13 protein-coding genes are annotated in these 13,383 nt (G+C 58.5%); 8 read left to right on the top strand and 5 right to left on the bottom strand.

All coding sequences use genetic code 11. From position 1 onward, the window contains the following. Positions 1 to 240: 240 nt before the first annotated feature. Entirely contained in the window at positions 241 to 1,116 is an 876-nt protein-coding gene (locus ACQKPC_RS04405; RefSeq protein ID WP_427623265.1) for a helix-turn-helix transcriptional regulator, read from the bottom strand. A 138-nt stretch (positions 1,117 to 1,254) separates the two neighbouring features. Between ACQKPC_RS04405 and ACQKPC_RS04400 the strand changes: the two genes are divergently transcribed. Continuing rightward, positions 1,255 to 2,157, top strand: coding sequence for a DMT family transporter (locus ACQKPC_RS04400; protein WP_427623263.1), 903 nt, complete (start codon positions 1,255 to 1,257; stop codon positions 2,155 to 2,157). A gap of 28 nt (positions 2,158 to 2,185) precedes the next feature. Here ACQKPC_RS04400 and ACQKPC_RS04395 read toward each other — a convergent pair whose 3' ends face one another. The 3 genes from ACQKPC_RS04395 to ACQKPC_RS04385 form a co-directional block, all read right to left on the bottom strand. Next, on the bottom strand, positions 2,186 to 2,695 hold the full coding sequence (locus tag ACQKPC_RS04395; protein WP_427623261.1) for a DUF2165 family protein: 510 nt from the start codon (positions 2,693 to 2,695) through the stop codon (positions 2,186 to 2,188). A 143-nt stretch (positions 2,696 to 2,838) separates the two neighbouring features. After that, positions 2,839 to 3,813 (bottom strand): 2-hydroxyacid dehydrogenase, encoded by a 975-nt coding sequence (locus ACQKPC_RS04390; protein WP_427623259.1) that lies wholly within the window; start codon positions 3,811 to 3,813, stop codon positions 2,839 to 2,841. Positions 3,814 to 4,000: 187 nt separating this feature from the next. Next, on the bottom strand, positions 4,001 to 4,378 hold the full coding sequence (locus ACQKPC_RS04385) for a DUF6124 family protein (RefSeq protein ID WP_427623420.1): 378 nt from the start codon (positions 4,376 to 4,378) through the stop codon (positions 4,001 to 4,003). Between the two features lie 156 nt (positions 4,379 to 4,534). Here ACQKPC_RS04385 and ACQKPC_RS04380 point away from each other — a divergent pair, with 156 nt between their 5' ends. The 3 genes from ACQKPC_RS04380 (at position 4,535) to ACQKPC_RS04370 (ending at position 7,033) form a co-directional block, all read left to right on the top strand. Next, positions 4,535 to 4,750 carry a hypothetical protein gene (locus tag ACQKPC_RS04380; RefSeq protein ID WP_427623257.1) on the top strand — a complete coding sequence of 72 codons (216 nt, stop codon included), beginning with the start codon at positions 4,535 to 4,537 and terminating at the stop codon, positions 4,748 to 4,750. A 154-nt stretch (positions 4,751 to 4,904) separates the two neighbouring features. Continuing rightward, positions 4,905 to 6,248 carry a hypothetical protein gene (locus ACQKPC_RS04375; RefSeq protein ID WP_427623255.1) on the top strand — a complete coding sequence of 448 codons (1,344 nt, stop codon included), beginning with the start codon at positions 4,905 to 4,907 and terminating at the stop codon, positions 6,246 to 6,248. After that, the gene (locus tag ACQKPC_RS04370) at positions 6,245 to 7,033 is read left to right on the top strand and encodes a hypothetical protein (RefSeq protein WP_218398731.1); all 789 of its coding nucleotides are present in this window, start codon (positions 6,245 to 6,247) and stop codon (positions 7,031 to 7,033) included. Before ACQKPC_RS04375 ends, ACQKPC_RS04370 begins: the two co-directional genes overlap by 4 nt. Before the next feature lie 17 nt (positions 7,034 to 7,050). Here the strand turns inward: ACQKPC_RS04370 and ACQKPC_RS04365 are convergent, their stop codons facing one another. Continuing rightward, entirely contained in the window at positions 7,051 to 8,019 is a 969-nt protein-coding gene (locus tag ACQKPC_RS04365) for a LysR family transcriptional regulator (RefSeq protein WP_123719955.1), read from the bottom strand. Positions 8,020 to 8,380: 361 nt separating this feature from the next. On the opposite strand from ACQKPC_RS04365, the gene ACQKPC_RS04360 reads away from it, so the two are divergent. The 4 genes from ACQKPC_RS04360 (at position 8,381) to ACQKPC_RS04345 (ending at position 13,302) form a co-directional block, all read left to right on the top strand. Then, positions 8,381 to 9,880, top strand: a complete 1,500-nt coding sequence (locus ACQKPC_RS04360; protein ID WP_427623254.1) for an efflux transporter outer membrane subunit — start codon at positions 8,381 to 8,383, stop codon at positions 9,878 to 9,880. A gap of 139 nt (positions 9,881 to 10,019) precedes the next feature. Further along, on the top strand, positions 10,020 to 12,224 hold the full coding sequence (locus ACQKPC_RS04355) for an FUSC family protein (protein WP_427623252.1): 2,205 nt from the start codon (positions 10,020 to 10,022) through the stop codon (positions 12,222 to 12,224). After that, complete coding sequence (locus ACQKPC_RS04350; RefSeq protein WP_007896379.1) at positions 12,214 to 12,414, top strand: DUF1656 domain-containing protein; 201 nt, start codon at positions 12,214 to 12,216, stop codon at positions 12,412 to 12,414. The genes ACQKPC_RS04355 and ACQKPC_RS04350 overlap by 11 nt, the downstream gene beginning before the upstream one ends. A gap of 24 nt (positions 12,415 to 12,438) precedes the next feature. Then, a complete protein-coding gene (locus ACQKPC_RS04345; protein WP_427623251.1) occupies positions 12,439 to 13,302 on the top strand; it encodes an efflux RND transporter periplasmic adaptor subunit in 864 nt (287 codons plus the stop codon). Positions 13,303 to 13,383 lie beyond the last annotated feature (81 nt).

Below are 13,383 nucleotides of genomic sequence, written 5' to 3'. Positions count from 1 at the left end.
CTCCAGACGCATTTTGATACGTTAGAGAACAAGAATTGTTCGCATTGTAGGGGCGGGGCCTGCATCCGGCAATCGGCTCCTCGCCGGTTTCTCTGATCTGGAGACCGTGTCATCGTTCTTCGCGAGCAAGCCCGCTCCCACATTCGACCGAATTCCTCTGAAAGAACTCGGTCACCTGTGGGAGCGGGCTTGCTCGCGAAGGCGGCCGCACAGGCGCCGAAAATCCACTGGATTGCAGCGCTACCGCAAAAACGCCTGCCGATACTCCCCAGGCGTACCACCCAGTGCCTGGCGAAAACGATTGGTGAAATGGCTCGCACTGGCAAACCCACAGGCCAACGCAATATCCCCCAACGGCTGCGACGTTGTGCGCAACAATTCCCGCGCGCGGCTCAGTCGCCGAGCCAACACATACTGATGCGGCGGCAAACCGAAGCTCACACGAAACATTCGCGCAAAGTGGTATTCCGACAGCGCACATAACCCCGCCAATTGCCCAAGGCTGATGGCTTCGGCCATTTGATGGTCGATGAACTCCACCAACTGCCGCCGCTGATGCGCCGCCAACCCACCCTTGAGGCGCAAGCCCTCACGCACACCGACCTGGCTGAGCAGGGCATGGCTGAGCATTTCGTGGGCCAGGCTGCTGGTGAGCAGGCGTTCGCCCGGCTCATCCCAGTTGAGGGCGATCAACTGCCGAAAGCGCCGGGCTTGCGGCGGGTCTTCGAGGAACGTGCGCTCGCGCAACTGCAATTCCCGTGGTTCGCGATCCAGCAGCGTGACGCAGCCAAGGGCAAATTGTTCGGGGCTGAAATACAGGTGGGCCAAGCGAATATCGCCATTGATCACCCAGCCCGACTGATGGTCGGCCGGCAGGATGCACAGCTTGTCCGGGCCGCCCTTGGTACCGGGCTGGTCGCGGCGAAAGGTGCCGGTGCCGCCGGCGATGTAGCAAGACAAGGTGTGATGGCTCGGCGCTTCGTAGTCCTGGGCATCATGGTGGTTGTTCCACAAAGCTGCGGCCATGCCGTCACCGAGCTCGGCGCTGTGCTCCAGACGAGCATTGGGCGAGCGGTTAAGCGCTTGAAAGACTTGCAAGGATTCCAGTGCGGCCATGATTGGTTCTCTCCAACGCCTTGCATCCTACTCCGTAGAGGTTGGCCTGCCAGCCCGCCGGCCGACAAAAGCGCAAGTTTATGCAAGTGCAGAAGGGTTTCGCGCCGGACACTGAAGGCCTATTCAGGAGTCTTCACCATGAACATTTCGTTGTATCTACTGACCGTGCTGATCTGGGGCACCACCTGGATTGCCTTGAAATGGCAACTGGGCGTGGTGGCGATTCCGGTGTCGATCGTTTATCGCTTCGGCCTTGCCGCATTGGTGTTGTTCGTGATGTTGCTGCTCAGCCGCCGTCTGCAAGTGATGAACCGTCGCGGGCATCTGATCTGCCTGGCGCAGGGCTTGTGCCTGTTCTGCATCAATTTCATGTGCTTTCTTACCGCCAGCCAATGGATTCCCAGCGGTCTGGTCGCCGTGGTGTTTTCCACCGCGACCCTCTGGAATGCCTTCAACGCACGGGTGTTTTTCGGTCAGAAAATCGCTCGCAATGTACTGATGGGCGGTGCTCTGGGTTTGCTCGGGTTGGGCCTGTTGTTCTGGCCAGAGCTGGCCGGTCATACCGCCAGCCCTGAAACCATGCTCGGGTTGGGCTTGGCGCTGCTCGGAACCTTATGCTTCTCGGCCGGCAACATGCTGTCGAGTCTGCAACAGAAGGCCGGCCTGAAACCCCTGACCACCAATGCCTGGGGCATGGCTTACGGCGCGGCGATGTTGACGGTGTGGTGTCTGGTCAAAGGCATCCCGTTCGACATGGAATGGAATGCCCGCTACATCGGGTCGTTGCTGTACCTGGTGATTCCGGGCTCGGTGATCGGCTTCACCGCCTACCTGACGCTGGTCGGGCGCATGGGCCCGGAGCGGGCAGCGTACTGCACCGTACTCTTTCCGGTGGTGGCGCTGAATGTGTCGGCGTTTGTCGAAGGCTATCAATGGACTGCGCCGGCGCTGGTGGGGTTGGTGCTGGTGATGTTGGGGAATGTGCTGGTGTTCCGTAAACCCAAGGCGTTGATGGTGCAGGGGCGCGGCAAGTTGGCGTGAGGTTCGCTGTTGATCGAGCGCTGAACGCTCAGCGCTCGATCCTGATGGCCACATAAATCAGTAACGGCACTATAAAATCGACAATGTGGCGGGCCCAGTCCTTGGCGTTCCAGGTGTGTGACTCATCCATGTTGAACCATTCGACGCCGATGACTTGGAGGCAGACGTAATAGATAAACATGGCGACTAATAGTCCGATGATCGCAAACTTTTTTGCTTCGTGAAAGTCCTTGGGAGAAGCATACCTATTTCGGTAAAGATGATAAGTGCCCAGTAGGCAGAAAACGGTATAAGTAACTTCCAGGGTGATAATGATCCAGTAGATCCGGTGATGGAGTATGGGTGACGTAATTGCCCGGTAACTCAGGTTTGATTTTTCTCGAGTGGTGTCCATGCTTAGGACATGACCGACATATTCATAATTGGATGCATAGTCGGTAAAGTTACTGTACATCACCAGCAGGCCAAAAAAACTGAAATAGGCCATCAATATTATTTTGCTGTATCTGATGAGTTGGTCGGTTGTTGGCGGGATCAAGGTAGTTGCTCTCCATAGCTAAAGTTCCCTGAGGACGGGTAAGTAATGGAGAGTCTATCGTGTGTATCTTTTTTATGACGACGGACTGAATTTCAAAGTATGTAGTGAGCGGGCAGGCGATTGAAACGCCTGCCCTTTTTAAGTCAGCCTTTCCACACTTGCGGGTTCACCAGATCTTGCGGTCGCTCACCCAACAAGGCACTGCGCAAGTTGGCCAAGGCACGGTTGGCCATGGCTTCACGGGTTTCGTGGGTCGCCGAGCCAATGTGCGGCAATGTCACGGCGTTTTTCAGTTGGAACAACGGCGACTCGGCCAGCGGTTCTTTCTCGTAGACGTCCAGCCCGGCGCCGCGAATCCGGTTGTTTTGCAGCGCTTCGATCAGCGCCGGTTCGTCCACTACGGGGCCGCGGGCGATGTTCACCAGAATGGCGCTCGGTTTCATCAGCGCCAGTTCACGGTGGCTGATCAGGTGCCTGGTTTTATCGCTGAGCGGCACCACCAGGCAGACGAAATCGGCTTCGGCCAGCAACTGGTCGAGGCTGCGAAACTGCGCACCGAGCTCCTGTTCCAGTTCGGTCTTGCGGCTGTTGCCGCTGTAGATAATCGGCATGTTGAAGCCCAGCCGACCGCGACGGGCGATGGCCGCGCCGATGTTGCCCATGCCGACAATCCCTAAGGTTTTGCCATGCACATCGCTACCGAACAGCGGCGCACCGACGGTGGCTTGCCATTGGCCGGCCTTGGTCCAGGCGTCCAGCTCGGCAACGCGGCGGGCGCTGCTCATAAGCAAGGCAAAGGCCAGGTCGGCGGTGCTTTCGGTGAGGACGTCGGGGGTGTTGGTGAGCATGATCCCGCGTTCGTTGAAGTAGGCGAGGTCGTAATTGTCGTAGCCGACCGAGACGCTGGAGACCACTTCCAGTTTGCTGGCGTTTTCCAGTTGCGCGCGACCGAGTTTGCGGCCGACGCCGATCAGGCCGTGGGCGTGGGGCAGGGCTTCATTGAATTGGGCATTGATGTCGCCGTTTTTCGGGTTCGGCACGATCACGTCGAAGTCTTGTTGCAGACGTTCGATCATCGGTGGGGTGATACGGCTGAAGGCGAGGACGGTTTTTTTCATTGGAGGCGGCTCGTCGGGCTTGGAGAATGCCAAGCACGCTAACATTCTTCGCGGGTTGGGTGCGAGTACCTGCGGGTGTGCGCCGTCCAATTGTGGGAGCGGGCTTGCTCGCGAAAGCGATATGTCAGGCAACATCTTTGTCGACTGGGCGTCCGCATTCGCGAGCAAGCCCGCTCCCACAGGGGGATCAGCTGTGTGGCGCGGGTTTTGGTACGTTGAGATTATCTAGCATCCGGTTTACCGCCAGCTCGGCCAGCATGACGATTTGCTGAATCGCCATGGCCGTATTCCGATGCGGGCCTTCCAGATACCCCGCAAAATCACTCGCCATCACACTGGCCTGGGCCAACGATTCACAGGTGTGGGCCAACAGGTCTTCGTCTTTGATATCCGGCGCAACCATATACATCGTGCTTGGCTTGCGAGCCACGGGGGATTTGAGAGCGGCTGGATTGAGGTAGTGATCGAGCGCGCGGTTAGCGGCATCGTGGAGTTTTTTTGAATCGAGGGATTCGTAGGGGGAAACGTCGTCGGTTTCAGGAGGATTTGGTGTTTCTTTGATCATGCGGAAGTTACTCATTGGCAGATGAAGTGGAACTGCCATCTTTCGTTTTCCAGACGAAAGGGTGGCAGCTGCGCGCGGACTGGAAAAACCGGAACATCCACCAAACCCGGCAGACCCGAAGGTCTCCCGCGCACAGCCGCCATAACAAGGAATTGCGTGCAGAAAAAAGCGCCGCAGTATGCCATGGGGTTTGGTAAGTGTTCGCCAGGTTTTCCAGACCTGATCGCTGATTTGGTAGCGACCCACAAAGCCTACCCACTTCGTTTCCGAAGCAACAACCGTCAAAACCTGTGGGAAACATCCTCAAAAATCACCCCGTCTGTAGGAGCTGCCGAAGGCTGCGATCTTTTGATCTTCCGGCGCTATCAATGACGTAAAGATCAAAAGATCCCAGCCCTTCGGCAGCGCCGACAGTGTCGCCATCATGAAAACTCGGACTTCCCCTACACGCAAAGGCGAATCGCCCGGCATCCCCCCTTGAGTCCACTCGCCAAAGTCTCCCATTTCCAAGGAACGGGACACGAGCGTGACCAGACTCATCCCCAAAAACCAACTCGCCGGCCAACACGGCCAGGTGCTAGACAGCCATCAAGCCGTCGCCGACCTGCGCCAGGCCCTGAACTATCCTTACGACCTGCAAGGCTTCGACGATCTGCTTGGCGCGATCGGCGCCAACCGCTCCAACTACATGCAGGCCGCCAACCAGCAGAAACTCATCAATGCTGTTAGCAACGGCGATTGGGTCATGGTGACGCCCCGCATCGATCCCGATAACGGCGGTGCTTCATGGAATGCCTTCAAACCCAAACCTGAGCCGCCACCAGCGCAGCATCTGGTCGAAGAACACGCCTTTGCTCTGCCCAAACCCGTGGAGTCGGGCTTCTACATCATTCAGCAGCCCATGACCCTCGAAGCCCTTGAGCGCTCACTGTACGAAAACCCGCCAAGCGATGCGCTGCGCCGAGAATTCCGCTCGCTCAATCGCCATCTCGGTGATCGGGTGAAACCGGGGCAAATGGTGATTTTCAGCGATTCACGGCATTACATGTGCCGCCGCGAAGAGGCGCAAATGATGATCGCGGCGCAGAAGGTCAACGAAGCGCTTAAGGACCTGAGCGAAGAAGAGGCTTCGTTCATGGTCGAAAATCATGAAGTGATTGAGCCGTTTTTGGAGGTGTCGGCAGGGTCGTTGGGTGTGGCGTCCTTCATGGTCGGCCAACACCTGGAAAACCTCAAAGGTACGCTCATCGAGTTGGAGAAACTGCATCAGCAACAATACCGTCAGCACGGCCACTTGCGATCGAGGGATTTCTTTACCCATCGCAAACGGATGATGGCAAAGATCAATGCCAGCCTTGGCCCGCTGGTACGTAAAGGCACAGGCATTCCTGATCATCCCAGGCTTAAACGAGCATTGGGTCTTTCTACTCGCAGAACAATTCACCATTGGAACAAGGCTGGCGCCCCTACCCAACTGCCGGGCTATGCAACGAATATTCAGGGCGTATCCAGAGCGGTGAAGTACTTGAAGGCAGGAGGCTATGTTGGTATTGGATTGGCGATGGGGGCGGCGGCGATGAGAGTTGATGAAGCCTGTCGCAGTGGAAGCAAGGATGAATGCTCCCAAGCTAGATTCGTAGAGGGAGGCAAGTTGGCAGGAAGTATTAGCGGAGGTGTTGCCGCCGGATATGTAGCGAGTAGCGCACTGAAATATGGAGTGTGCGCGGCAATAGGTGTGGAGACATTGGGTGTTGGTGGAATCGTTTGTGCGCTGCTGGTGTCGGGTGCTGTCGCCAGTGCGACGGGAACCAAAGGCTCAGAAATTGGCGGAGAAATAGGTGAAAAAATATATGAGCTCACACAACCATGAGTGGCGCTGAGAATGTGCATTTGATTGGTTGGGTACTTGTTTTTCTGATGATTTTGCTCAGTCAGACCCTCTTATTATTGGGCGCCTACTTCAAACTCGACCAAATTGAAGGTCACTTCAACGCGTCTCATTTGGTGAGTATCAATCGAAACACGGCGGGTGACGGCCCGTTTGGACGGATGAACAGACTTAGGTTGATTGGCGCTTTAACGGGCAGTTTCTATCAACATCAGATGTTGGACCCGTATGCGTTTATGGAGGCTGAAATCTTGCCGGCGCGTCTGAGAAAATGGGCTGAAACTCCAAAAAAAATGATGCGGATTGCGGTCGTCAGCGCTGGACTACTGTTGCTTTGGAGTGGTTTTGTGTCTTTGCGTACGACAATTTCAAACCCGATGAGTGACCTGAAACTACTCTACACAGCCATCCTGATCGGCTTTTTCGCCCTGGTTTCTATCGTTTCGCTGCTGCGTGTGTACATCTGTTTTTTTAAACTCGAAGAACTCGAATTTCACCTCAACGACTCTTACTTCGTTGGTCGCAACCGTCGGGTCATGGGGGATGGTCTGTACGGGCGTCATTACCGCTTGACTCATCTCTCGACCATGCTTCGTGAGGATGATGCATTCCTGCTGAAAAGCGACCCGCATTGTATCGATGAAATAAAGCACTTTCCTTTACACCTACGACGCTGGGTCGTCATTCCCAATCTGATGTTTGCCTATTCAATTGTTGGCCTTTGTGCGTATTGGCTCTGCGGAACGTACGCTGGACTGCTGGGCTAACCCGCAGTCCACACACCTCAATTCGCCAACCGAACCCCACCCAAACTCCCACTCAACTCATACGCCGCCAATTCCGCCTGATGCGCCGCCAATATCTCCGGCAACGACCCACGCAAGTATTCGACCCAGGTCTTGATCTTCGCATCCAGATACTGCCGCGACGGGTAGATCGCATACAGATTCAATTCCTGTGAACGATAGTTCGGCATCACCCGCACCAACGTGCCGTTGCGCAGCCCTTCAATCGCCGCGTACACCGGTAAAACGCCAACCCCCATGCCGCTGGTGATTGCAGTCTTCATCGCATCAGCGGAGTTCACCAAAAACGGTGAGCTGTTGATGGTGACCATTTCCTGGCCATCGGGGCCATCGAAGGTCCATTTCTCCAGCGGGATGACCGGGCTCACCAGGCGCAGGCAGGCGTGGTTGAGCAAATCGCTGGGTTTGTGCGCGCAGCCGTTGGCTTTTACATAGGCGGGCGACGCGCAAACGATGCTGTAGGTGATGCCCAAACGCTGGGAGACGAAGCCCGAGTCGGGCAGTTCGCTGGCGAGCACGATGGACACGTCGTAGCCCTCGTCGAGCAGATCCGGCACGCGGTTGGCCATGGTCAGGTCGAAGGTCACGTCCGGGTGGGTTTTGCGGTAGCGGGCGATGGCGTCGATCACGAAGTGCTGACCGATGCCGGTCATGGTATGCACCTTGAGTTGCCCGGCCGGGCGCGCGTGGGCGTCGCTGGCCTCGGCTTCGGCTTCTTCGACGTAGGCCAGGATCTGCTCGCAACGCAATAAGTAGCGCTTGCCGGCCTCGGTCAGGGCGATGCGGCGGGTGGTGCGGTTGAGCAGGCGGGTTTGCAGGTGGGCTTCCAGGTTGGAGACCGCGCGCGAGACGTTGGCCGTGGTGGTGTCGAGTTGCACGGCGGCGGCGGTGAAGCTCCCGGCCTCGGCCACGTAACTGAAGGCGCGCATGTTTTGCAAAGTGTCCATGGGGTGCTCTCTTGGCGAATGGCAAATTGTGACACGAAGTTGCTGATTCTTTACAGACGACTAAAGGTGCGACCAAGGGATTATCGCGTTAACGGTAACAAAGATTCACAAGAATCCCGGCTTATCGCCAACAAGGCCCACCCCTAGAATTGCGCCCTGTAGGCATGGGCTTGTGTGGCGAGGGGGCTTGTCCCCGTTGGGTTGCGAAGCGACCCTGAAAACCGGTCACCGCGATCTTCAATCAGAATTGCAGTAACCGGTTTACGACTGCTGCGCAGCCGAACGGGGGCAAGCCCCCTCGCCACAAAAAGCCGTTCCCACACGTTTTCCGTACCTCTTCCCACCTCAGGAAATCGCAGCAGTGCCGCGTCGCATCAACAGAGCGCTCAAGACGCTCAGTGTTTTGGCTTTAACCCTGGCAATCAGCGGCTGCATCGGCACCGCAGGTATTGCCCCGCAAGACAAGGCACTGGAGGCCAATGCATTGGCCACCGACGATGCCATTCAGAGCGCCGAGCAAGACGCTCATTGGCCCACCGCTCAATGGTGGCAAGCCTACGGCGACCCGCAATTGAACCGCTGGATCGACCTCGCCCTGCAAGGCAGCCCGAGCATGGCCATGGCCGCCGCGCGAGTGCGTCAGGCTCGGTCCATGGCCGGCATTGCCGAGTCCGCCGAGTCGTTGCAGATCAATGGCCAATCCACCCTCAAGCGCCACAACTGGCCCACCGATCAGTTCTACGGCCCCGGCGAGTTGGCCAACACCACAACTTGGGACAACAACGCCGCGCTGGGTTTCAGCTATGCCCTCGACCTCTGGGGACGCGAAAGCAACGCCACCGAACGCGCCGTGGACATGGCTCACATGGGCGCCGCCGAAGCACGGCAGGCCCAGCTCGAATTGCAGAACAACATCGTGCGCGCCTACATCGAGCTCTCGTTGCATTACGCGCAACGGGACATCGTCGCCGCGACCTTGAAGCAGCAACAGCAAATTCTCGACCTGGCACAGAAACGTCTGGACGGCGGTATTGGCACCCATTTCGAAGTCAGCCAGGCCGAAACACCCTTGCCGGAAACCCATCGGCAAATCGATGCCCTGGACGAGGAAATTGCCCTAAGCCGCAACCAACTCGCCGCGTTGGCCGGTAAGGGACCGGGGGAGGGCGCGCAGTTGCAACGGCCGACACTGTCGTTGGGCGAGGCATTGAAACTGCCGTCCTCCTTGCCGGCGCAATTGCTCGGTCAACGCCCGGACGTGGTTGCCAGTCGCTGGCAAGTGGCGGCGCAGGCGCGGGGCATCGATGTCGCTCACGCGGGCTTCTACCCCAACGTCGATCTGGTCGGCAGTCTCGGCTACATGGCCACCGGCGGTGGTGCGCTGGAGTTTTTGACTGGCAAGAAGCTCAACTACAGCGTTGGTCCGGCGATTTCGTTGCCGATCTTCGACGGTGGCCGCTTGCGTGCGGAGTTGGGCGAGGCCTCGGCGGGTTATGACATCGCGGTGGCCAGGTACAACCAGACGCTGGTCAATGCGCTGAAGAACATCTCCGACCAGCTGATTCGCCGCGAGTCGATGGACAAGCAACAGGCCTTCGCCGCCGAGTCGGTGGCCACGGCGCAGAAAACCTACGACATCGCGATGATCGCCTATCAGCGCGGGCTCACCGATTATCTCAACGTGCTCAATGCGCAGACTTTGTTGTTCAAGCAGCAACAAGTGCAACAGCAGGTTCAGGCTGCACGGTTGAGCGCTCATGCGGAATTGGTGACTGCTTTGGGCGGAGGCCTCGGCGCTGGCAACGACGTCCCGAATGCCGAGAAAACCCAACCCCCGAAAACCCCGGTTCTTTTGCGTTGAACACAAAACCTGTGGGAGCGAGCCTGCTCGCGATAGCGGTGTGTCAGTCGACATCAATGTTGAATGTGAAATCGCCATCGCGAGCAGGCTCGCTCCCACAGGTTCTGCGACCTGACTGAATTTCATTGAGCAAAATCCCATGACTCCCTTGCCCGCACCTTTGCGCTGGCTGTATTCCCTTGAATGGCGCCGGGGTTTCTTCGACTGGGCACGCAGCGACGGCGTGACCTGGGTGTACATTTTCAAGGTGCTGTTCGCCGCGTTCCTGACCCTGTGGCTGGCCATGCGCCTTGAGTTGCCACAACCGCGCACCGCGATGATCACCGTATTCATCGTCATGCAACCGCAAAGCGGCCAGGTTTTCGCCAAGAGTTTCTATCGCTTCCTCGGCACGTTGGCCGGGTCGGCGGTGATGGTCGCGTTGATTGCCCTGTTTGCGCAGAACACCGAACTGTTCCTCGGCTCGCTGGCGATCTGGGTCGGCCTCTGCTCGGCCGGCGCGGCGCGTTATCGCAACTTCCGCGCCTACGGATTTGTGCTCGCCGGTTATACGGCGGCGATGATCGGACTGCCTGCATTGGCTCATCCCGACGGCGCGTTCATGGCAGCAGTCTGGCGAGTGCTGGAAATCTCCCTGGGGATTCTCTGCTCGACGCTGGTGAGCGCCGCGATCCTGCCGCAAACCGCCAGTGCCGCGATGCGCAATGCTTTGTATCAGCGCTTCGGCGTGTTTGCCTTGTTCGTCACCGATGGCTTGCGCGGTCGCAGCCGGCGCGAGGCATTTGAAGCGAACAACGTGCGGTTTATCGCCGAGGCGGTAGGTCTGGAAGGACTGCGCAGCGTCACAGTGTTCGAAGACCCGCACATGCGTCGGCGCAACGGGCGGCTCAGTCGCTTGAACAGCGAGTTCATGGGTATTACTACGCGCTTCAATGCGTTGCATCAGTTGCTCGAACGCTTGCGCAGCGGCGGCACCGATCACGTTGTCGCGGCGATCAAACCGGGGTTGCAGGACCTGGCCGAAGTGCTCGACGGCTTCAGCGGTCGCGCCTTGACCAGCCCCGACGCTGCACGCCTGGCCAGCGCTTTGGCGACCTATAAGGAAAACTTGCCAGCGCGAGTCCGCAGCCTGCGGGCGACCTTTCAGGAGAGTGATCCGAGCGACGCCGAGCAGCTGGATTTTCACACCGCCTACGAGCTGCTTTATCGCTATGTCGACGACCTGCACAGTTATGCACAGACCCACGCATCGCTGGCCGATCACAGCCACGAACGGGAACGTTGGGACGAGCCCTTCACCCCGCAAACCAACTGGCTGGCCTCGGCGGCATCGGGCCTTCGCGCAGCATTCATTCTCGTGGTGCTCGGCAGTTATTGGGTGGCCACCGCGTGGCCGAGCGGGGCGACCATGACCCTGATCGCCGCCGCCACCGTCGGCCTTTCAGCGGCGACACCGAACCCCAAACGGATGGCGTTTCAGATGGCTTGCGGGACGTTGCTCGGGGCGCTGATCGGCTTCGTCGAAATGTTTTTCATCTTCCCCTGGATCGACGGGTTTCCCTTGCTCTGCGTGATGCTCGCGCCGGTGATCGTGATCGGGGCGTTCCTGACGTCACGGCCGCAATACGCCGGGGTTGGCCTGGGGTTGCTGATCTTCTTCAGCACCGGTTCGGTGCCGGACAACCTCACGGTTTACAACCCTTACGCCTTCATCAACGATTACATCGCCATGATCATGGGCATGCTGGTGTGCGCGGCGGCCGGGGCGATCATTTTGCCGCCCAACAGTCGCTGGTTATGGCGGCGCCTGGAGCAGGATTTGCGCGAGCAAGTGGTGTACGCCATCAGTGGCAAACTCAAAGGTTTGGCGTCGAGTTTCGAAAGTCGTACCCGCGATCTTTTGCATCAGGCCTATGGCCTCGCAGCGGGACAGCCGCAAGTGCAACGGGACTTATTGCGCTGGATGTTCGTGGTGCTGGAAGTCGGCCACGCGATCATCGAGTTGCGCAAGGAACAGGCGATTCTGCCGGTGCATCCGGCCTATGCCGAATCCCAACCGTGGCGCCAGTCAATCCGGGCGATGGGGCGTTCGCTGGTGCGACTGTTTCTGCAACCCGGCCCGAGCAATCTGGAGCGTGCCCTGGCCGCGGTCGACCACGCGATCAGCCGCGTGCAGGCCACCGATGAGCCCTTCGCGCCGCACTTCGATACCTCTGCATTGCGTCGGGTGAAAAGCTACCTGCACTTCATCCGCACCTCGCTGCTTGACCCGCAATCGCCACTCGCCGGCTACATAAAAGCGAGTGCCATCACCAAGCCCCAAGGACTTGAACATGCCTCGTGAAATCGCCTTCCACGGCGTGTACATGCCGACCATGACCTTGATGTTTTTCATTGCTGCGGCGCTGGCCTGGGCGCTGGATCGGTTCCTCTCCGGGTTCGATCTGTACCGCTTCTTCTGGCACCCGGCGCTATTGCGTCTGAGTCTGTTTACTTGTCTGTTCGGCGCTCTTGCGCTGACTGTTTACCGTTGACTCTCTACCACTGAGAATGCCCTGATGAAAAAGCTTTTCAGCCTGCTCGCGACCCTGCTGGTGTTGGCCCTTGCCCTGTGGATCGGCCGGACCCTGTGGGTGCATTACATGAACACACCCTGGACCCGCGACGGCCGGGTGCGCGCCGACATCATCAACGTCGCCGCCGACGTTACCGGTGAAGTGGTGGATGTGCCGGTGCGCGACAACCAGTTAGTGAAAAAGGGCGATTTGCTGATGCGCATCGACCCCGAGCATTACCGCATCGCGGTGAAACAGGCGCAGTCACTGGTGGCCTCGCGCAAAGCCACGTGGGAGATGCGCAAGGTCAACGCCCATCGCCGCGCCGACCTCGACAACCTGGTGATCTCCAGGGAAAACCGCGACGACGCCACCAACATCGCCGACTCGGCCCTGGCCGATTACCAGCACGCCCAGGCACAGCTGGAAGCCGCCGAACTGAACCTCAAACGCACCGAAGTGCGCGCGGCGGTGGACGGCTATGTGACCAATCTCAACGTCCATCGCGGCGACTACGCACGTATCGGCGAAGCGAAAATGGCCGTGGTCGATATGAACTCGTTCTGGGTTTATGGCTTCTTCGAAGAAACCAAACTGCCGCATGTGCGCGTGGGCGATAAAGCCGATATGCAACTGATGAGCGGCGAAGTGCTCAAGGGCCATGTGGAAAGCATTTCTCGCGGGATCTACGACCGTGACAACCCGCAAAGCCGCGAGCTGATCGCCGACGTGAACCCGACGTTCAACTGGGTGCGCCTGGCGCAACGGGTGCCGGTGCGGATTCACATTGATGAAGTGCCGGAGGGGGTGCTGCTGGCGGCGGGGATTACTTGCACCGTTGTGGTGAAACAGGAAAGTGGCGAATAACCTTGTGGCGAGGGGGCTTGCCCCCGTTCGGCGGCGAAGCCGGCGCAAAACCAGAGCATGCGGTGCATCTGGAAGAACGGG

This window comes from Pseudomonas sp. NPDC089918 (assembly GCF_050280605.1).
Taxonomy (GTDB): Bacteria; Pseudomonadota; Gammaproteobacteria; order Pseudomonadales; family Pseudomonadaceae; genus Aquipseudomonas.
This window is presented reverse-complemented; position numbering and strand designations above follow the sequence as displayed.